The sequence below is a fragment of the Paenibacillus shenyangensis genome (genome assembly GCF_000346635.1).
Classification (GTDB): domain Bacteria; phylum Bacillota; class Bacilli; order Paenibacillales; family Paenibacillaceae; genus Saccharibacillus; species Saccharibacillus dauci.
The window spans coordinates 61,621-80,748 of the sequence record NZ_AOIG01000002.1; the positions used below are offsets into that span (position 1 = coordinate 61,621).

Consider the following 19,128-nt stretch of genomic DNA (forward strand, 5'->3'; position numbering starts at 1 on the left):
CTAGGTAGAAAATCAATATCTCTACTCCCGCCTGTCAGCCACAGCCTGTCGCCTCTCCCCGATTAATAACTCATCGGCTATAACATATCCGCAATATGCCGTCCTACCAGCTGCCCGGATAATGTTACTATCGGTGTGCCTCCGCCAGGATGCGTGGTACCGCCTACGTACCATAATCCCTGCACATCCGGGCTTCGGTTACCCGGTCGGAAAAAGGTCTGTCGCGGACCATTGGAGGATATACCGTATATCGCACCACGATGGGCGTAAGTATCCCGCTGGATATCCTCGGGCGTATAATGTTCCCAGACGGGTCCCTGGCGAATTCCCTTTAACCCGTAGCCTTCGAGCATACTGCCGATCTGCTGACCATACTGCTGACTCTGCTCCTGCCAGTTCCACTCCTTCGATACATAGGGCGCGTTTGCCAGAATGAACAAATTACTGCCTCCCTTGGGCGCAAGCTCCGGCTCGGAGTAGCCCGAATGGCAAATATAGAGCGTAGGCTGCCGGGGCGGCTGCTTTTGTCCAAAAATCGATTGAAATTCCGGTTCATACTGCTCGGGGAAAAATACGGTATGATGCAGCAACTGATCATACTGCTGCTGTACGCCTGCCAGTGTCACAAATCCCGATAGGGAAGGCTCATACGCATCAATCCGCCGATTCCCAAGAGAAGGACGCTGCTGTTCAGACAGCAGCATCTGGCTGGCACTGAGCACATCTCCATTTACAATCACCAGCGGTGCCTGCCAGGTACCGTGGTTCGTGTCTACTCCGGTTACCCGGCCGGAAGCCGTAATGATGCGATTGACCTCTGTACCGGTAACGATCTGTACGCCAAGCTCCAACGCCAGCTTCTCCATCCCGCGGATAATCTGGTGGGTTCCACCGCGTACCCCGTATACTCCCTGATTCGCTTCTACATGAGCGAGCATCGCAAAAATAGAAGGTGCCTGATACGGTGAAGCCCCTACATATGTCGCATATCGTCCCAGCAGCAACAGCGTATTGGGATGACGAAAATACTTGCGCAGCAGGGTTTGCAAGGTGGTAAGCGGACGAACACGCAGCAGACTTTTGCCCATGGAAGGCTTGATCTTGTCTTTCCATGACAGCAGCAGCGTATTCAAAAACTGTGCATCCGCTTCTCTATACAGCGCTTCGGATTCCTGCAGAAAACGTGGATAGTTCATCGCATCTTCTGGACTGTAGGCAGCAATCTGCTGGGTGGTATACGATGCATCCCGGCTCAGATCCACTATAGAACCATCTTCAAAAATATTACGTGTACGCGGCTCCAGCTCATACAGTTCTACATAATCTTCCATCGATCGTCCCGCATATTCGAACACACTGCGAAATACATGCGGCATCGTAATCGTGCTCGGCCCGCGGTCAAAATGATATCCTGACCGCTCTACCGGCTGCAGCTTGCCGCCTACGACAGACTGCTTCTCCAGTATCGTTACTTCATATCCTCTGGCTGCCAGTGTAATCGCACATGACAATCCGCCAAAGCCGGCGCCGATAATAATTATTTTGCGGCTGCCAGAATGTGAATTACTATTCATCCGTACGTCCTGCCTTTCCAGCTGTAACCTTTGCCTCTGATCCCGGCAAGCCACGAATCCAGCAAAATAAGGATCATACAGAGCGCACTGGCTGGCAGCAGCACTCCCATCCAGAATGGCTTGCCGCTGTGATGATCAATAATTCCTTTGCTCAGCATACCGATAACGATAGCTGCAGCTGACCAACCGATCACATCCGGCTGTATCGTAACCAGACCATAGACCAGCATGATGACCGGCCAGAGAAACAGCAATGTATACAGCACCGTAATGCACAGTACAAGCAGCGGATTGCGGCCGGTACCGGCAAACATGTTCTTTTTGTAGCCTTCCCATACCTGGGCGGCATTACGATACATCCGCGCCGATGTATGCCGCTGCACATCAGCCAGTGTCACCGGATCACCGGCTTTTTTGACAGCTTTGGCCAATTCCATGTCTTCGACAATATGATTGAAAATATGTTTGTGACCCCCGCAGCGTATATAGCTGTTCCGGTGAATCATCATCCAGGCTCCGGTCACCGCCAGATAAAAAGGACGGGGGCTGCGCCGCACCATCATGATCGGCAGATGATACCCTATAACAAAAGCCATCATGGGCACAACCAGACGCTCCAGCCAGGTACCTGTCTCCATTCGCGGAAAGCCGCTAATCATACCGGTCTGCTGGGAGCGTGCAGTAATCATTGCCACCTCCAGCGCTTCCAGTCCCAGCCTTACGTCCGCATCGACAAACAGCCACCATTCTCCCTGCGCCTTCTGAGACAGCTGGTGACAGGCATAAGACTTGCCCATCCACCCTTTCGGCAACGGCTGTCCTTCGTACAGCTGCACACGAGAATCCTGCTCTATCACATGGCGCACTTCTTCAGCGGTTCCATCCTCGGAATGATCGTTGATCACGAGCACTTCTAGTTCGATGCTATCCGTCCGGCACGCCAGCACCGATTCCAGGCATTCGCGTATATTAACCTCTTCGTTGCGCACAGGTATGAGTACAGACAGCAGTGGCTTTTCTTCGGATGAAGAGTTAATGCTCTTCGCGGAAGAAGATGCCGCACGAGAAGAATCTGTACCGGTATCGCTGTATGTATGAGTGTGAGCGATATTACTGTTCTGCTGGCTGTAATCATACTGCTTTTCCCATCCGTATGAATGCAATCCGCTGCCCAGTTTCGGCATCTGCCGAAGATTCCAGATGGTGAACAGCAGCTGTATTATCAGCCAGAGCGTTATTGCCTGCAGCATAAGCTCCATAGGTTCACCTTTTCCTGATTCTGCGATAGTGGTCGTACTTGTCATCCGTAGAGCTTCTGCGCCGGATCAGATCTCTGGCTCCGGGCAGTTCTCCATCGTTCGTCAGCGATATGGCACGCTGCTGATCCAGCTGGCTGGTGATTAGTGCCTCCAGCTGGCTGGCACAGGCGCGGGCAGATAATCTGCTCCAGTCCTCGTAGACAGGAGCACCGATATGTAGCGAAGCCTGCAGCCGGGCATGCTGGTACAACCCGTAATATAATGTCACCGGAATCACCGGCACGGAACCAGCAGTCTGCCGTAGTAGAAGTCCAATTCCCGGCCGAAAAGTCAGCGGCCGCTCTTCCAGATGACGCATCTCTCCCTGCGGAAACATCCATACCCGTTTGCCCTGATTCAACAGCTCTGCGGCATAACGCAGGGACAACCGGATATCCCCTGGACTGCTTTTATCAATAGAAAAAGCACCCAGCTTACCAAAAAAAGTATATCGTCTCAGCTGACGCTCCTCCATCATGACATAATGATCACCTGCCGACGCATGGCGAAATGCATGATAGATCAGCAGTCCATCCCACCAGGAGCTATGATTCATAATGTATACGGCCGGCTGATTCGCAGGTATACTGTCCAGCTCTCCGGATAAGGTAAAGGAATGAAAATTCCGGCGCAGCAGATACCATTCGTTATACCGGATAAAAATCCGGTCAAACCAGAGCGATTTATGAGCGGTTATCATATCGGTAGCTCCCTTCTGCGAGCAGAATCCCAAGGACAGCCGCCAACATGGAGCCCTCGATGCCTGCTTTCCAGGCCAGCAAGCCAAACAGCAGCAGCATGCCCTGGTACAGGAATGTCGCATGCCGGTGTACCTTGCGAGTGATAAATAAGGTCGGCAGCGTAAATGAAAGCACCCCTCCTACTACAAACCACGCGACAAAATTGCTCCATGGCACTCCGTAAAATCCACCTGTTCCGCCCCAGTGCCAGAATCCTCGCGCATGGGCAACCGGGTCCAGCACCAGATCCAGAATAATAATCCAGACGCCGATTTTCACTGCACGCAGCAGACGTACAGACCAGGTACGTACTGCAGCAGGTGCCTGTCCCTCTCTCTCGATCCTTGCGCTGCTAAGCAATGCACCGCCTGCTACTACACCAATCCAGGCAAAACCCAGAGTCCATGGCACTCCGAAAATCAGACTGCCGAGTAGCGGCGTATATTCGTACTCTCCAAACGGCCAGCCAGTATGTACACCGATCCATTCCAGAGACATACCCCCCAGCCAAATCAGAAGAGCCAGCAGCAGCAGACGCAGCCATTTTTTATGTACGCCTCCACTGACTGACTGGTCGGACAGTTGCCAATAGACCTCTTGGCGCTTCATCAGATACAGAGCATACAGCGCATAAAACACCAAAAAGAGTCCATTGGAAAAGTCCAGCGCCTTGGGTACATCAATCGTTAACAGCAGGGTAGCGCCGATCGCATACCAGATCCAGAATAGCCAGCCCATCAGGAGACGGCAGGCCGTTCCAGCATTTCCAGATCGACGCCATGCCGTATAGCCACCTGGATCAGCAGCTCACGCTTGCGTGTGTCATCCACATAGGCACGCCGGGAAAACACATCATATTCATTCTCGACAATCACATCCATAATACCTGCATAGAATATCGCTGCCAGTTCTACAGTAAAGGCACTTCGTTCCGGATAGGCTTGCAAATCGCCAAGACCTGTCGCAAACCACTGTTCCGCCAGCAGACGCAGCTCATCCATCAGGGCACGAAAACGATCATCGATCACACCGTTCTCCAGCTCCTCTTCGGTATATCCATGCTTGCTTAGTAGCTCCAGCGGTATATAACGGCGACCTCTGCGGCCGTCTTCGCCAATATCACGCATAATATTTACAATCTGCATCGCTTTGCCCAGCGCAATGCCGGAATGACGAATCTCTTCGCTGTGCTCTCCTTTTAGTACAGGCAGCAGCATCTCGCCCACCGTACCCGCTACCAGATAACAATAATGTTCCAGCTCGCGCATCGTGGAATATCGTGTAAACGTCAGATCATACGTCTGCCCATCCATCTGCCGCTGAAACGGTGCCCGTGACAAAGACGGAAATGCCTCAAACAGCCAGCGTAAAGAAGGCCAAATAAAGTGTCCTTCCGCCTGTTCCAGATTGGCAAACAGGGATTGCAGCTCCTGAATCGTATAAAGGGATTGTTCCGGTTCATCCACACTGTCATCAATCATCCGGCAAAAGGCATAGATGACATGAACCGCTTCCTTCTGGGGACTGGTCAGCCAGCTAAAAGCGTAATAAAACGACGACGAGCCATGACGGATCATTTCCTCGCAGCTCTGCAGATCTGCTTCACTTGCATATTTCAAATTCCCAACTCCTTTACAATTTGCTGTACAGCCATTCTTGCGCCCTGCATCACAATCGGTACACCGCCGCCAGGATGCACAGAAGCTCCGGCTGCATATAATCGGCGTATTCCGGGAAACGGCCGTGGCTGAGGACGATATACTCCGGACTGTCGAAGAATCGGTGCAATACCAAAACTGCCGCCTCCATATAATCCGCTGCGCAGTGCATCGGCAGGTGTGCGTACCCGCATCCATCTGAGGGAATCGCGCAGTCCGGTAAATCCTCTCTCTTCAGCAGAATCAAGCACTTGCTGAACAAGCCGGTCGGTATCCTTTTCCCAATCAATCCCCGCTTCATCCGTCACCGGTATCAAAAAGTACAATACACTCTCACCTGCAGGAGCCGCTTCGCTATCCAGTGCTACCGGATTGAATACATAAAAGGACGGATCACGCGGCAGCTGGCGCTTCCGGAATGTCTCACGTAGACTATTGTTCAGACTATCCGGCAGGAAAAATTGATGTGTCAGCATCTCCGGCCATTGACGCTTTGCACCTGCATAGATCAGCACACATCCGGTCGACGGCTGATAGGGTGTACGTCGCGGCTTGATGGGCGGCTCGCTATTAGATAGCAGCGAAGTAATATAAGGGAAGTCTCCATTATACAACACGGCATCAAATGCCTGCTTCTCTCCATTAGCCTGTACACCCAGACAGACACCATGGCGCACTTCGATTTCGTCTACCGGGCAATTCAGGTGGACCGTTACACCACGCTCTGCCAACTCTTCACCGAGAATCTGCGGCAGTCTGCCATATCCACCCTTCAGCATCCAGACGCCAAAAGCATGTTCCGCATAAGGCAGCATCGTATACAAACCCGGCGTCTTCTCGGGAATCCCGCCAATATACAGACTCTGTAGGGAATACGCTTCACGCAGCTGTTGGTGCCGAAAATACATACCGGCTGCACTGCTCAGATTGCGATAAGCGCGCAGACTGCGCATCAGCGACAGATTGCTTCCGCTAAAAAATTGCTGCCAGGCTGGAAAGTCCCTTTCCAAAAAAGAAGCCTGTCCACGCGGGAAAAGGGGACTCATTTCACGGATAAACCGCTCAAAATTCTTGCCTTCTCCGGGAAATACCCGCTCTACTTCCTCTGCCTGACGTTCCGGCTGACGATGCTTGGTCAACACTTTGCCATCCGGATAATGAATCCGATACAGCGGATCACATTCGATTAGCGGTAACCGTTCGCGGCTGATGCCTGCTTCTTCTAGAATGCTGTATAGCATCTCCGGTAGCAGTACAATTGTAGGTCCCTGATCGATACGCTGATCACCCTCTTCTTCAAAGGCAATTCGTCCGCCGAGTCGATCGCTTCGCTCAAATATCGTTACATCCACATCGCGGTGGCTGAGTAACAGTGCTGCTGTCAATCCGCCGATACCACCACCGACGATGGCGATTTTCTTGCGGCGGCTCATGAATGTTCCGCCCCGGCCAGCACCGATCCGGCATCCATTTTGGTAGAACGTGTAACCCCATCCTGCTTGAAGATCAGCGATGTGCTGATTCGCGCCGATTCAAAAATCGTCGGTAGTCCACTGCCCGGATGTGTGCCTCCGCCAACCAGCCATACACCATCCACTTCTTCAAACTGGTTATGCGGACGGAAAGCCATCATTTGTCCCAGATTATGAGTCAGGTTAAAAGTAGCCCCCTGATACACATCCAGCTGCTGCTCCCAATCCAGCGGAGTGAAGAAACTCATCTCCTCGATCCGGTCGCGTAGTCCCTGCAGCTGCGGAATCTGTTCGGCACGGTTCAGCATCTGTTCCTTGACCTGCTCACGCTTCGCTTCCCAGTCGGTCTCGCCGGTCAGATTCGGAGTAGGCATCAGAATGTATAATGCCGACTTGCCTGCCGGAGCCAGTGTATCATCCAGTACCGAAGGATTGTGTACATAGATCGATGGATCTTCGGATAACGTTTTGAACTTGGTGATCTCGTCGACATTTTTATGATAATCGGCAGAGAAATGTACAGAATGGTGTTCCAGATCCACTGCACCATCGATACCCAGATAGAGCATGGCAGCCGAACAGGAATATTTTTTCTGTGCGAGCTGCTCAGGTGCATATTTACGCAGTACACCGGGTTCGAACAGCTGATTCATCGCTGTAGCAAAATCGGCATTGATCACTACATGATCGGCATTCACCTGCTCTTCATTATCCAGCACTACTCCGGTAGCCTTGCGTCCCTGTGTAATTACACGTTGTACCCCTCTGGAAGTATGTACGCGTCCACCATGTTCAGAGATTACCTTTGCCATCGCTTCAAATACGGAGTTCAAACCGCCTTTGGGATGAAAAAGACCATAACGATGCTCCAGATAAGACAGAATGGTAAATGTACCCGGACATTCCCATGCGGACATTCCCAGATATTTGGATTGGAAGGTAAATGCCTGCTTGAGCCGCTCATCCTTGAAATAGCGGGATAGACGTCCATAGACCGTGTCATTCAAATGCAGCTTGGGCAGCGCACGAATCACATCTGCACGCATATAATCAGCCAAACCGGCAAAAGGACGGCGCAGCAAAGGCATCACTTTGTCCAGTTTTACATCTTCTTCTTCCAGATAGCGGTAATATCCCTGCTCATCACCGGGGAACAGACGGGCAATCTGTGCTGCCGTGTCCTCACGATCCCGGGAAGGCTTGAATACCATATCGCCAAAATGCAGGCTATATAGCGGTGTCAGTTCCTGCATATCTACATAGTTATCCAGCGAACGGCCGGACATCTCAAATAATTCTTCGATCAGATGAGGCATCATCAAAAATGTAGCCCCGCGGTCAAACTGGTATTCCCCCAGGTGCAAACGTGAAGAGCGCCCGCCTACAACAGCCTGCTTCTCATACACATCTACCTCATACCCGTGACTGGCCAGCAGCATACCTGCTGCGAGTCCTCCGGGACCTGCTCCGACAATAACTGCTTTGCGGGTAGATTGAACTGCTTTCATTACATCCCCTTTTTCCTCTGTGATAGCGTTATTCAGGTATTACGTGTAACAACAATAGATACCTATTACCTATATATAAACGTGCGATACCCCGTTTGCAACCGTACGTCACAGATTTTACAAAATTAAATTTTATTCTTTTTAATTACCTGTTGATTTGCATATATTTACCATGCGTCAAAAAGCATGTTTTGTTGTTATATGGATACATACGTGACACGACTCATTTTTCGACCGTTTTCTATCCTGAAAGGAGCTTCTAATAGCGCATGAAAGCATTTTCCAAACATACTCCGCCGATCCACTCTTCCGGACGAGGCAAACTTCGATCCAGCTGGCGTGTCATTTCCCTGCGCTCCTTGCTCGGATTGCTAATTCTCTGGCTGATCGTAGTCATGATCTACCAGACCCAAAAACCGCTTCCCCCAGGTGTATCTTATGAAAGCCCGCTTTATAATGTGGATCATGTGAATCTCTACTATGATCTGACCTATGCTGCCCCTGGTACCAAAAACAGCTTTACCCAGAAAAGGCAAATCTACGACCGTATCGTCAAAATGATCGGTGAAGCCAAAAGCTACATCGTAATCGATATGTTTCTGTTCAACAATTACGTACATAAAGGGCAACAGTATCCCCAGATCAGCGAACAGCTCACCAACAAGCTGATTCAGCGCAAGCAGCAGGTACCCGATCTGCAAATTGTATTTATTACGGACGAAGTGAATACGGATTATAACTCCAGCCCCAATCCATTATTGGAAAAAATGAAGAAAAACGGCATCGATGTCATTATGACCGATGTGGACCCGCTGCGTGATTCCACGCCAGTCTACTCGGCGGTATGGCGCACCTTTTTCCAGTGGTTTGGTCAGGAAGGCAATGGTCATATTCCCAATGCGATGGCAACGTCCGGTCCTGATGTGACGTTCCGTTCGTATCTCAAATTGATGAACGTCAAAGCCAATCACCGCAAAGCGGTTATTACCGAGAATAGTGCACTTGTCTCCACCGGTAATATTCATGATGCGAGTGCATATCATTCCAATGTTGCCTTTGAAGTACAGGGTCCGATTACAACCGATCTGCTGCGGGCAGAGCAGGCAGTCATCGATCTGTCGGGCAGCGATGTAAAATTGCCGGAATATGAAGATAAGGCGCAGCCAACTGCTGCCAGTAGCAATGCCGCCAGCAATACCGGACCGGATGCCTCCACACCCGCCACAACCGGCAAAGGAGATATTCAGCTCCGCTATATTACCGAGGGCAAAGTATATGATCGCCTGCTCGAAGCGATTCAGACTACCCGTGAAGGAGATACCCTGTGGATGGGCATGTTCTATCTGGCAGACAAGCAGGTAACGAGCGAACTAGTGAACGCCTCCAAACGAGGCGTGAAGATCCAGCTGGTACTCGATCCGAACCAGAATGCTTTTGGCCAGGATAAAATCGGCATTCCCAATCGCCCGGTCGCTGCCGAACTTAACAGCGAGACCGGTGGCAAAATCGGCGTCCGCTGGTACAATACGACCGAAGAGCAATATCATACCAAGCTGATGTATATCGACAGCGGTTCAGGCAATGATCTGATTATCGGCGGGTCATCCAATTTCACCCCACGTAATCTCAAGGATTATAATCTGGAAAATGATCTGTGGATCTCTGCTCCGGGTGATAACGCACTGATGAAAGAAGTAAATGACTACTTTACCATGCTTTGGACCAATAAAGGAGAACAGTATACTCTGCCAATGAGCGCTTATCAGGAAGACAGCACCTGGATCAAGGATATCGCCTACCGACTGCAGCTGATTCTGGGCTTCACTACGTTCTAATAGTTACGTTCTGATAATATAAAACCTTTTCATTCTTCACTCTACTATTTCATTTGTAAAAGTGTAGACGCTGTATATCGCGCAAGACAGTATAAGGACTATTTCTTTCCTTTCTTTCTACTTAAATTATTGCCAAATACGCCTGTTCCTATCCGGAGCAGGCGTATTTGACATGCCGCTGATAATGTGACAAAATACTTTTGACTAACGACCGTTAGGAAGGTGATTTTGTGAGTGTAAAGGCACAGCTGCTGCATACCGGATTGTCCCATTTTGCAAGAGATGGGTATGAAGGTGCCTCCCTGTCCAAGTTGGCATCCGAGGTTGGTATCAAAAAGCCATCGATCTACGCGCATTTCAAAAGTAAGGAAGATCTGTTCCTTCAGGTGCTGAGCCGGGCCGCCCGAGCGCTGAAGCACCAGCTGATGCGTTATATGATCGCCCATCGTGATCAGCCGCCGGAGCAAAAGCTTCGTGGTACGCTTACGTTTTTGCAGGAATTGTACAGCAGCGATGATACGGTAAAATTCGTTATTCGCATGGCTTATTTTTCTCCCGAGAATCTGCGGGAAGCTGTGATTCCGCTGATCTATAATCTGCTCGATGTACTGGAATCCCGGCTGACCCGGATGATTCGTCATAGTATCGAACAGGGCGAAATGTCGCTGTGTATTTCGGCAGAGACGGCAGCACAGGCTTATATGACCTGTACAGACGGTATCATTATTGAAATGCTGTATGGACAGTCCTATCGCTCGGTGCAGCGGCTGAATTCTACATGGCCAGTGTACTGGCGCGGTATTCAGGCAGTAGTGCAATAACAGGATGGGAAATAACAAAGACACATGGAATGTGCAATACAAAGGGGATGAGAAACACCATGAATCGCAACTGGTTATATGTATTTATTGGCGGATTGATTGAAGTGGTATGGGTATCCGGGCTCAAGCATGCCGAGACAACGGGTGAATGGGTGCTGACAGCAGCAGGCATTGCACTCAGCTTTTATCTGATTATCAAAGCTTCCAACCGGCTGCCGGTCGGTACGGTCTATGCGGTGTTTACCGGAATAGGCACTGGAGGAACGGTAGCCGCCGAGATGCTGATCTTCGGGGAACCGTTCCAGTGGACCAAGCTGCTGCTGATTCTGCTGCTGATGGCAGGCGTGATCGGGCTGAAGCTGGTTACCGATAACGAAGGCAAGACTCCGGCAAAGGCAGGTGAAGCGTAATGTACTGGCTCGCACTTGTGATTGCAGGAGGATTCGAAGTCGTCGGTGTTATTACGATGAACCGGCTGGTACGCCAGAAATCGGTATTGAATGTACTGATGATGATACTGGCATTTGCAGGCAGCTTTTCTTGCCTGACCTATGCAATGAACGGGATCGCCATGGGTACTGCTTATGCTGTATGGACAGGCATTGGTACGGTCGGGGGAGCAATTGTCGGCATGCTTATGTATAATGAAGCCAAAAGCGGCTGGCGCATTCTGTTTATCGCGATGATCATCACCTCGGCTGTAGGGCTGAAGCTGATCTCCTGAGCAGACACGGCGACCGGTCTGCGAATTTCCGGTAAAAGGCGGTGGCTTCATGATTACGACTGTAACTCTTAATGCAGCACTGGATATCATTTACCAGATCCCTTCTTTGCAAATGAACCACGTACACCGCGTACCGGGACTGACACTGCCGGGAGGCAAAGGCGTCAATGCCGCCCGGGTCATTCGCCAGCTCGGAGAGCCGGTAACTGCGGCCGGTTTCACTGCCGGTTATAATGGGCAGAAAATGCAGCATCTGCTGGCAAGAGCACAGGTGGACTGCCAGTTCACCGAAGCCGATGGCGAGACAAGGCTGGCCATTACGATTCTGGAACAGCAGCAGCAGACTCAGACCGAGCTGATCGAGCCCGGCCCACTGGTAACTTCCGTACAGATCGAGCAGCTGTCACGTACGCTCGAGACACTGGCCTCCCAATCGGACTGGGTACTGTTCTCCGGCAGTCTCCCGCAGGGATGTCCGGAGGATCTGTATGCCCGGCTGATCGGTATTGCCCGTGACTCCGGAGCACGTACCGCTCTCGACAGCAGCGGTGCAGCTCTGCACCATGGTATTGCAGCAGCACCCGATCTGATTAAGCCTAATGCTCAGGAAGCCTGCGACTGGGCGGGTATTGTCACAGGCGGACTGCCTCCTTCGCCGGAACAGCTACGGCAGGCGTTAACCGCGATGCTGGATCAAGGCAGCTCGATGGCGACGATCTCTCTGGGAGCAGATGGCGCTGTGGCTGCCGAACGGGAAAGCGGTCGTTTTTACCGCATTCGGGTTCCAGAATTGCAGATTATCAGTGCACTGGGCAGCGGAGATGCCATGGCTGCCGGAATGGTGACTGCTGCCAGCCGCGGCGGTTCCTTTGTCGATATGCTGCGTCTTGGTTCTTCCTGCGGCAGTGCTTGCGCTCTGCAGCCTGCTGCCGGCATGATTGATCTGGATGATGTGCAGCACATCGGCACACGGATACAAATAACCCCTGAAGCCTGAGGCTCAGGGGACATTTGTATGTGAACCAAATCGGACATCCATAAAAATCTCACCGGTATCATTATCCCGGATAACAAAGTTGATCTCATCAGGGACCAGTTCCCGAAGTGCATACTGCCGGGCCCAGTCCAGCGATGGAAATTCCCTGACCTGCTCGAGTGACTTGACGACAATTTTTGACTTCAAGCATCGGTACGTATGCAAGGCGGTATCCCCCTTTAGTTATCATTGGACAGTACCTGTCGGTTTGACGCCTTTTTAAGATGATTTTGGCAAATATAAATATTCAGATAACAGAGAATAGATCATATTGTAAGCGTCTATCCGTCTTGTACTGCATAACTCGGCTGCTTTATGAATAAAATGAAAAGAATTGACTGTCCGATCGGTATAACAGCGATTAGCGGAACAGCTGCTGCTCGGCAGCATATACACGCAGATTATGCAGATCTTCATTCAGATAAGCAGATACGGTCTCTGCCCAGGTCTGGTACAGTGTATGATCTGCGGCGGCATCCAGTTCGTGGCAAAATGCCGGTACCCAGGGCAGCATATAATTTTCGAGGAAATCAGCCTGTGCCTTAATCGCTGTATGCTGTTCCAGTATATTGCCCTCGTTCTCGGCCATGCGTTCTGCGAGCAGTGACATAAATTCCAATTCAATGCCGATATGATCATCGGTCTCCTGATCCATCTTTTTAAAAGCAATGCCTGCCCGTGCATAAATGGAATTCAGCGTAGCTTCATAGCTCCAGCGCTCCTGCGCACTGAGCAGATATTCCGATGCGCGCGGATGATGCGGTAGCCGCTGTTCGGTGAACAGTTGATCATACTGCACACACTCATCATAGGCATATTGAATAATATTGGTCAGAGGTATATTCTCAAGCATACTAATCAGCGGATTGCTCTGTCCGGACAGAATCCGGATACGTCCGGCTTCCTTGCGCCATTCAATCAGCTTGGATAGCGTAGGGCGCCGCTGCAGCATTTCGCTCAGCAAACGGTAGGTCATGACCCGGCTGTACAACCAATCTGTCTTCATGCATGTTTCCATCTTTACTGTCATGAGAATACACTCCTTGTGATATTATTCACTTATGATATGTCAGCGCTTGCAACAGAGCAACCAATTACGGTAATAAGCGACTTGTCAGCGTCATCTGTCTACATTTATATATAAGATTCTGTCAAAATTGAATATTGTATTTCTTATTTTTATTGTACCCGAATTTGGTATAAATAGGGGGCGAATCGCCATACGTTCATAAAATAGTCATGTTTATCGGCGGATCCGCTCCATCTGTTCATACCATGCCTTTTCATCTGTCTATGCTTTACCAATTAATGAACATTATGATTGCTATCTATATGCTGCAGTGCCAGTTGATAGGCTGCAGGGTCATTCATATTATGCAGACACCAGGGAGACAGATCATCATGAGATTCACTGCGTTCTGTCAGCAGCTCTGCAAGCGGCAGTTCGGCGACGGTATGTTGATGCAGCCAGTCCATTACTCTGAGCTGTCCGCTGCGCAGTGCAATCTCTAGCGAGGCATAGACACTGCGATGATAGACTGCATACAGGGGATGATGGCGGCCTTCATGCGTCGGTAGGATTGCCTGTATCGGCTCGTCCTCCTGAGCCCTTATGTGTACACGCTCCAGCATGATCTCCAGCAACCGTGTACTGGCAAAAGGCAGATCGCAGGCGCTGAGCACATACCACTGTGCATCCAGACTGCTCATACCTGCATACAATCCGGATAATGGCCCCTGACCGGGAAATGAATCCTCGGCGATCGGCAGCTGCAAAAAATCATAGCTGCGATCAGTCGCTGCTGCCAGACAGAGCTGTGATACACAGGGCTGAAGTGCCGATACAACCCGCTCGATTACACTGCTATTGCCGATCTTCAGCAGGGCTTTGTCTGTACCCATACGCCGTGACTGTCCACCAGCCAGAATAATGCCAGCGGTATCGCTGTACTTTTTTTCTTTTCGGTTCATGTTCGCACTTCCTCTTGTTCAGCTTGATAGATGGTTCTGGATTGAACTTGATTTGCCTTGTTGTCTTCCTGCTAACAGTATACTTCATTCTTACTTTGATACTGTTAACACACTATTCAACCCTTTCACATCCGATAGTACCAAGTTGATTATTGCAAAAAGGTGACAGCAGAGTAATCACGAATCCATCGTTAGCCGAAATTCACCCAAAATGGTTTGTATCCCCTTTCAACAAATGATACAGTGAACTAAAAGTTCTCGGAAAGGATTGGCCTTCCATGCGTTCACATTCGTCTTCGCCTGCATTCTTCTCCCTTCGTTGGTATACTTTTTTCATATATGGAACGATGGTTATTTTCACAAGCTTCTTCCAGCTGTATTTGCAGGATATAGGTATGAGCCAGAGCCAGATTGGCGCGCTGATGGCGATTGGTCCTTTTATTTCGCTGTTTGCCAATCCATTCTGGGGATACTACAGCGATCGGCTGCAAAATACAAGATTGATTCTGCTGATTATGATGACCGGTACGCTGCTGCTTGTACAGATGGTATTTCATGTACATAATTACACGCTGATATATATCGTTATGGCCTGTTTTTTCTTTTTCCAGACACCGATGTTTGCACAGACCAGCACGCTGATCCTCAATTATATCGATGGTACGCCGCATAAGTTCGGCGGTTTTCGGTTGTACGGCTCACTGGGTTGGGCGCTCACTGCTGTAGTTGCCGGCCCGGTGATCGATCATCTTGGTGTGTCCAAAATCGGCATTGTGTTTACCGTACTGCTCCTTGTGGCTATTGGATTGATGCTAATTATGCCTCCGCAGACCCGTTCGCCTGGTGGAGCTGCTTCCCTGAGCTGGAGTGCACTGCGGCAGTTCAGCGGTAACGGCTACTTTGTCGGCTTTATCGTACTCGGAGTACTCGTCTCTATTCCCAATATGATGAATAGTACGTTTCTCTCGCTCTATGTGATTGAACTGGGAGGCAGCAAAGGCATGGTCGGCTGGGCCGTGTTCGCATCATCGATTTTTGAAGCGGTATTGTTTTTGCTGTTTGACCGGTTTCTGAAGCGCCGCATTTCCTTTATGCTGGGCTGGCTGGCGATTGTGAGTATTCTGTTCACGCTGCGCTGGCTGCTGATGGCCGAAGCCGTCAGTCCAATGCAGGTCGTATTTATCCAGCTACTGCATGCTGTTACGTTTGGCGGTTACTTCTATGTCGGTACCCAGCTGACGATGATGTTTGTACCCAATCGTTTTCGCAGCTCCGGACAGGCCATTTATACGATGACCTGGAGCGGACTTGCCGGAGTGATCGCCGGATTCCTCGGCGGATGGCTGTTCCAGAACTTTGGCTCCGAGCAAATGTATCTGGTAGGCATGCTGCTGTCATTTAGCGGAGCGGTAGGATTTATTATAATGTGGATAAATGTACGCCGTACCGGATACGAATTGCCGAATGAAGATTAATACGAGCCAATTCGATAATTCGTGTGCAGACATTCGTTTTCATTGACTATTTCTATAATTCCTCACTAATCGCAAACTTGTATCTTCCACCAGATGAATCGAATTGATGAGTATAAATAGAATTGATCGTCTTCATATTTCTTATGGATACTCGAACCCAAGCAAAAAAAGCCGGAACTGTTTGTACAGTCCGGCTTTTTGCGTTGATGTTACTTTATTCATTTATAAAAGGCTCTGCCTGGATCAGGCTTTTGGCATTTTGAACGAGCTCTTCATGGATACGACCAGGTTAAATACCGGGTCTCCAGGCATGGTGTATTTCGGATCGGCACTGAAATAGCCATGGCGGAAAAATTGATAACGGTCATACGCTTCGGAGTTTTTGAGTCCAGGCTCCACGAATCCGTGTACCACTTCCAGCGAGTTCGGATTGATCGAATCCAGGAATGTTTTCTCCGGGATATCGTCATTGCCGCCGCTTGTTTCTTCTACCAGTTCTTCCTCTTCTGCTTTGATCAGCGGCTCATACAGACGGAATTCGGCAGGTACAGCCTGAGTCGCCTCCACCCAGTGAATCGTTCCTTTGACTTTTCGGCCGGTAAAACCGGTACCGCTCTTGGTCTCTGGATCGTAGGTACAGTGAATCTCTACCACATTGCCATCTTCGTCTTTGATAAAGTCGTTACATTTGATAAAGTACGCATGCTTCAGGCGCACTTCATTACCAGGGAACAGACGATGGTATTTGCTTGGCGGCTCTTCCATAAAGTCGTCCTGCTCGATATAAATCTCACGGGAAAATGGAATCTGACGGATACCCATCTCTTCGTTCTCGGGGTTATTCTCTGCATCCAGCATCTCCACTTGTCCTTCCGGATAGTTGGTGATTACTACTTTGAGCGGACGCAGTACACCCATCGTACGCGGCACACGCAGCTTGAGATCTTCACGGACAAAATGATCCAGCATTTGCAGATCTACAATCCCCTGGCTTTTGGAAATGCCGGTCTCGTATACAAAGGAGCGCAGAGCTTCCGGTGTAAAGCCGCGGCGACGCATACCAGAGATCGTCGGCATACGCGGATCATCCCAGCCATCGACGATCTTCTCATCCACGAGCAGCTTGAGCTTGCGCTTGCTGGTCAGCGTCTGAGCGAGATTCAGGCGGCCGTATTCATATTGATGCGGCTCGGCATTCACTTCACATTCACGAATAATCCAGTCATAGAATGGACGCTGATCCTCGAACTCCACTGTACAGAGGGAGTGCGTAATATTCTCGTACGCATCTTCCAGTGGATGGGCAAAAGTATACATCGGATAGATGCACCATTTGCCGCCTGTGTTGTGATGCTCCAGATGAGCGATACGGTAGATAACCGGATCCCGCATATTGATGTTGGGCGATGTCATATCGATCTTGGCACGCAGCACTTTTTCGCCGTTGGCGAACTTGCCGTCACGCATCTGGCGGAACAGCTCCAGGTTCTCTTCCACACTGCGGTTACGGTACGGACTGTCTTTACCTGGTTCAGTCAATGTTCCACGTGACACACGAATCTCGTCGGCAGACTGATCATCTACATAAGCGAGCTCTTTATTGATCAGCAGCTCTGCTTTTTCATACATAAAGTCAAAATAGTCGGAAGCAAAGTACTTGCCTTCCCATTCATAACCCAGCCATTTGACGTCTTCTTCAATAGAATGTACATATTCTTCGTCTTCTTTGGCAGGGTTCGTATCGTCAAAGCGCAGATGCGTCTTGCCGCCGAATTCATCCGCCAATGCAAAGTTGACCCAGATCGCTTTGGCATGTCCGATATGAAGATAACCGTTCGGTTCCGGCGGGAAGCGGGTGACCACTTTGTTCACCTTGCCGGACTTCAGGTCTTCGTTAATGATGGTCTTAATAAAATTAGAAGGAGTCAAATTATGGTTCTCCACGCCTATCAACCTTTCGTCGTTCAGTTTCTGTTGCGAATAAATCTATTATAACGGTTCTGAAAACTTAGGCAAGGATAGCGCCTTCATGGAGCGACTCCAGTCCTGCCTGCAAACGCTATAATTGCGGCTAAATGACTTTGACGGAACGCAGTGAATACGGTAGCATATAAGTTAAATCGCCTGTAGGAGGATGTTTATGCAACCTTTAAAACTACCACGGGACACCCGCGAACTGCTGATCGCAGATATCCAACAGTTTTTTGAAATGGAACGGGGAGAACGTATCGGTGAACTCGCTGCTGATGCGGTCCTGGATTTCTTTTTGAAATCTGCCGGTCCCCATGTGTATAATCAGGCCTTATCGGACTGCCGCACACTCGTCAATGAGCGTATGGCAGGACTGGAAGAAGACATCTACGCGCTGGAACAGCGTTCTCCACTCCGGCCACGCTAGATGCGAATGCTGCCGATATTTTATTCAGGAAAGAGAGGAATTTCCCGCATGTTTACATATATATTGGATGATGACACGGAGCTGAGGCCGCTGGAGCCTGCCCATGCCCGACATATTTACCAGCTGATCGACCAATCGCGTTCCTATCTACGCCAGTGGCTCTCATGGGTCGATGCGACGACATCGGTTCAGGCGAGCGAAGACTACGTTCGCGCTGCACTGACCCAATCGATGGAAAATGGCGGCTTCACTGCTGGCATCTGGTACAAGGATCAGCTGGCTGGCATTATCGGCTTCCACGAGATTAACTGGAATCACCGCACAGTCGGCATCGGCTACTGGCTGGGCGAGAATTATCAGGGACATGGTCTGGTGACCTCCGCGCTGCGTGTAATGGTTGACTATGCACTGCTGGAGCTGAACCTGCACCGGGTCGAAGTACGCTGCGCCACCGCCAACAAGCGGAGCCGCGCTGTCCCGGAACGTCTGGGCTTTATTCTCGAAGGCATTATACGCGAGACCGAACTGCTGCCATCGGGTTATGTGGATCATGCCGTCTATGGCATGCTGCAGCAGGAATGGAAGCTGAAGCGCTAGACAGCTGTCCTTTGATATAAT

At 50.2% G+C, this 19,128-nt stretch carries 19 protein-coding genes; 8 read left to right on the plus strand and 11 right to left on the minus strand.

All coding sequences use genetic code 11. The features are described from left to right. Positions 1 to 77 precede the first annotated feature (77 nt). The 7 genes from H065_RS0100280 to H065_RS0100310 are packed head-to-tail and all read right to left on the minus strand — an operon-like array spanning position 78 to position 8,250. Positions 78 to 1,574, minus strand: coding sequence for a phytoene desaturase family protein (locus H065_RS0100280; RefSeq protein ID WP_017810993.1), 1,497 nt, complete (start codon positions 1,572 to 1,574; stop codon positions 78 to 80). After that, entirely contained in the window at positions 1,571 to 2,878 is a 1,308-nt protein-coding gene (locus tag H065_RS0100285; protein ID WP_081604014.1) for a glycosyltransferase family 2 protein, read from the minus strand. The genes H065_RS0100280 and H065_RS0100285 overlap by 4 nt, the downstream gene beginning before the upstream one ends. Next, the gene (locus H065_RS0100290) at positions 2,838 to 3,572 is read right to left on the minus strand and encodes a lysophospholipid acyltransferase family protein (protein WP_017810994.1); all 735 of its coding nucleotides are present in this window, start codon (positions 3,570 to 3,572) and stop codon (positions 2,838 to 2,840) included. Before H065_RS0100290 ends, H065_RS0100285 begins: the two co-directional genes overlap by 41 nt. Then, the gene (locus H065_RS0100295; protein ID WP_017810995.1) at positions 3,556 to 4,350 is read right to left on the minus strand and encodes a carotenoid biosynthesis protein; all 795 of its coding nucleotides are present in this window, start codon (positions 4,348 to 4,350) and stop codon (positions 3,556 to 3,558) included. Before H065_RS0100295 ends, H065_RS0100290 begins: the two co-directional genes overlap by 17 nt. Further along, a complete protein-coding gene (locus tag H065_RS0100300; protein ID WP_017810996.1) occupies positions 4,350 to 5,231 on the minus strand; it encodes a phytoene/squalene synthase family protein in 882 nt (293 codons plus the stop codon). Before H065_RS0100300 ends, H065_RS0100295 begins: the two co-directional genes overlap by 1 nt. Beyond that, complete coding sequence (locus H065_RS0100305; protein WP_017810997.1) at positions 5,228 to 6,703, minus strand: phytoene desaturase family protein; 1,476 nt, start codon at positions 6,701 to 6,703, stop codon at positions 5,228 to 5,230. Before H065_RS0100305 ends, H065_RS0100300 begins: the two co-directional genes overlap by 4 nt. Next, positions 6,700 to 8,250, minus strand: coding sequence for a phytoene desaturase family protein (locus H065_RS0100310; protein ID WP_017810998.1), 1,551 nt, complete (start codon positions 8,248 to 8,250; stop codon positions 6,700 to 6,702). Before H065_RS0100310 ends, H065_RS0100305 begins: the two co-directional genes overlap by 4 nt. Positions 8,251 to 8,519: 269 nt before the next feature. On the opposite strand from H065_RS0100310, the gene H065_RS0100315 reads away from it, so the two are divergent. The 5 genes from H065_RS0100315 (at position 8,520) to H065_RS0100335 (ending at position 12,627) form a co-directional block, all read left to right on the plus strand. Next, positions 8,520 to 10,085, plus strand: coding sequence for a phospholipase D family protein (locus H065_RS0100315; RefSeq protein WP_017810999.1), 1,566 nt, complete (start codon positions 8,520 to 8,522; stop codon positions 10,083 to 10,085). A gap of 230 nt (positions 10,086 to 10,315) precedes the next feature. Further along, positions 10,316 to 10,906, plus strand: coding sequence for a TetR/AcrR family transcriptional regulator (locus tag H065_RS0100320; RefSeq protein WP_017811000.1), 591 nt, complete (start codon positions 10,316 to 10,318; stop codon positions 10,904 to 10,906). A 59-nt stretch (positions 10,907 to 10,965) separates the two neighbouring features. Then, the gene (locus H065_RS0100325; protein ID WP_017811001.1) at positions 10,966 to 11,316 is read left to right on the plus strand and encodes a DMT family transporter; all 351 of its coding nucleotides are present in this window, start codon (positions 10,966 to 10,968) and stop codon (positions 11,314 to 11,316) included. Then, positions 11,316 to 11,630 carry a DMT family transporter gene (locus H065_RS0100330; RefSeq protein ID WP_017811002.1) on the plus strand — a complete coding sequence of 105 codons (315 nt, stop codon included), beginning with the start codon at positions 11,316 to 11,318 and terminating at the stop codon, positions 11,628 to 11,630. Before H065_RS0100325 ends, H065_RS0100330 begins: the two co-directional genes overlap by 1 nt. Before the next feature lie 49 nt (positions 11,631 to 11,679). Next, positions 11,680 to 12,627 (plus strand): 1-phosphofructokinase family hexose kinase, encoded by a 948-nt coding sequence (locus tag H065_RS0100335; protein WP_017811003.1) that lies wholly within the window; start codon positions 11,680 to 11,682, stop codon positions 12,625 to 12,627. 3 nt (positions 12,628 to 12,630) lie between these two features. Here the strand turns inward: H065_RS0100335 and H065_RS0100340 are convergent, their stop codons facing one another. The 3 genes from H065_RS0100340 to mobA all read right to left on the minus strand — a co-directional run bounded on the left by H065_RS0100340 (position 12,631) and on the right by mobA (position 14,637). Then, positions 12,631 to 12,813: a hypothetical protein gene (locus tag H065_RS0100340; protein ID WP_238557852.1), complete on the minus strand. Its 183-nt coding sequence runs from the start codon at positions 12,811 to 12,813 to the stop codon at positions 12,631 to 12,633. 214 nt (positions 12,814 to 13,027) lie between these two features. Next, a complete protein-coding gene (locus H065_RS0100345; RefSeq protein ID WP_017811005.1) occupies positions 13,028 to 13,696 on the minus strand; it encodes a TorD/DmsD family molecular chaperone in 669 nt (222 codons plus the stop codon). Positions 13,697 to 13,971: 275 nt separating this feature from the next. Continuing rightward, positions 13,972 to 14,637, minus strand: coding sequence for a molybdenum cofactor guanylyltransferase (gene mobA / locus H065_RS24830; RefSeq protein WP_017811006.1), 666 nt, complete (start codon positions 14,635 to 14,637; stop codon positions 13,972 to 13,974). Positions 14,638 to 14,915: 278 nt separating this feature from the next. Here mobA and H065_RS0100355 point away from each other — a divergent pair, with 278 nt between their 5' ends. Further along, on the plus strand, positions 14,916 to 16,112 hold the full coding sequence (locus H065_RS0100355; protein ID WP_017811007.1) for an MFS transporter: 1,197 nt from the start codon (positions 14,916 to 14,918) through the stop codon (positions 16,110 to 16,112). A 243-nt stretch (positions 16,113 to 16,355) separates the two neighbouring features. Here H065_RS0100355 and H065_RS0100360 read toward each other — a convergent pair whose 3' ends face one another. Beyond that, positions 16,356 to 18,065 carry a glutamine--tRNA ligase/YqeY domain fusion protein gene (locus H065_RS0100360; protein WP_026135948.1) on the minus strand — a complete coding sequence of 570 codons (1,710 nt, stop codon included), beginning with the start codon at positions 18,063 to 18,065 and terminating at the stop codon, positions 16,356 to 16,358. A gap of 187 nt (positions 18,066 to 18,252) precedes the next feature. Between H065_RS0100360 and H065_RS0100365 the strand changes: the two genes are divergently transcribed. Next, positions 18,253 to 18,510: a DUF2164 domain-containing protein gene (locus H065_RS0100365; protein ID WP_017811009.1), complete on the plus strand. Its 258-nt coding sequence runs from the start codon at positions 18,253 to 18,255 to the stop codon at positions 18,508 to 18,510. A 48-nt stretch (positions 18,511 to 18,558) separates the two neighbouring features. After that, positions 18,559 to 19,107, plus strand: coding sequence for a GNAT family N-acetyltransferase (locus H065_RS0100370; protein ID WP_017811010.1), 549 nt, complete (start codon positions 18,559 to 18,561; stop codon positions 19,105 to 19,107). Positions 19,108 to 19,128: the final 21 nt, after the last annotated feature.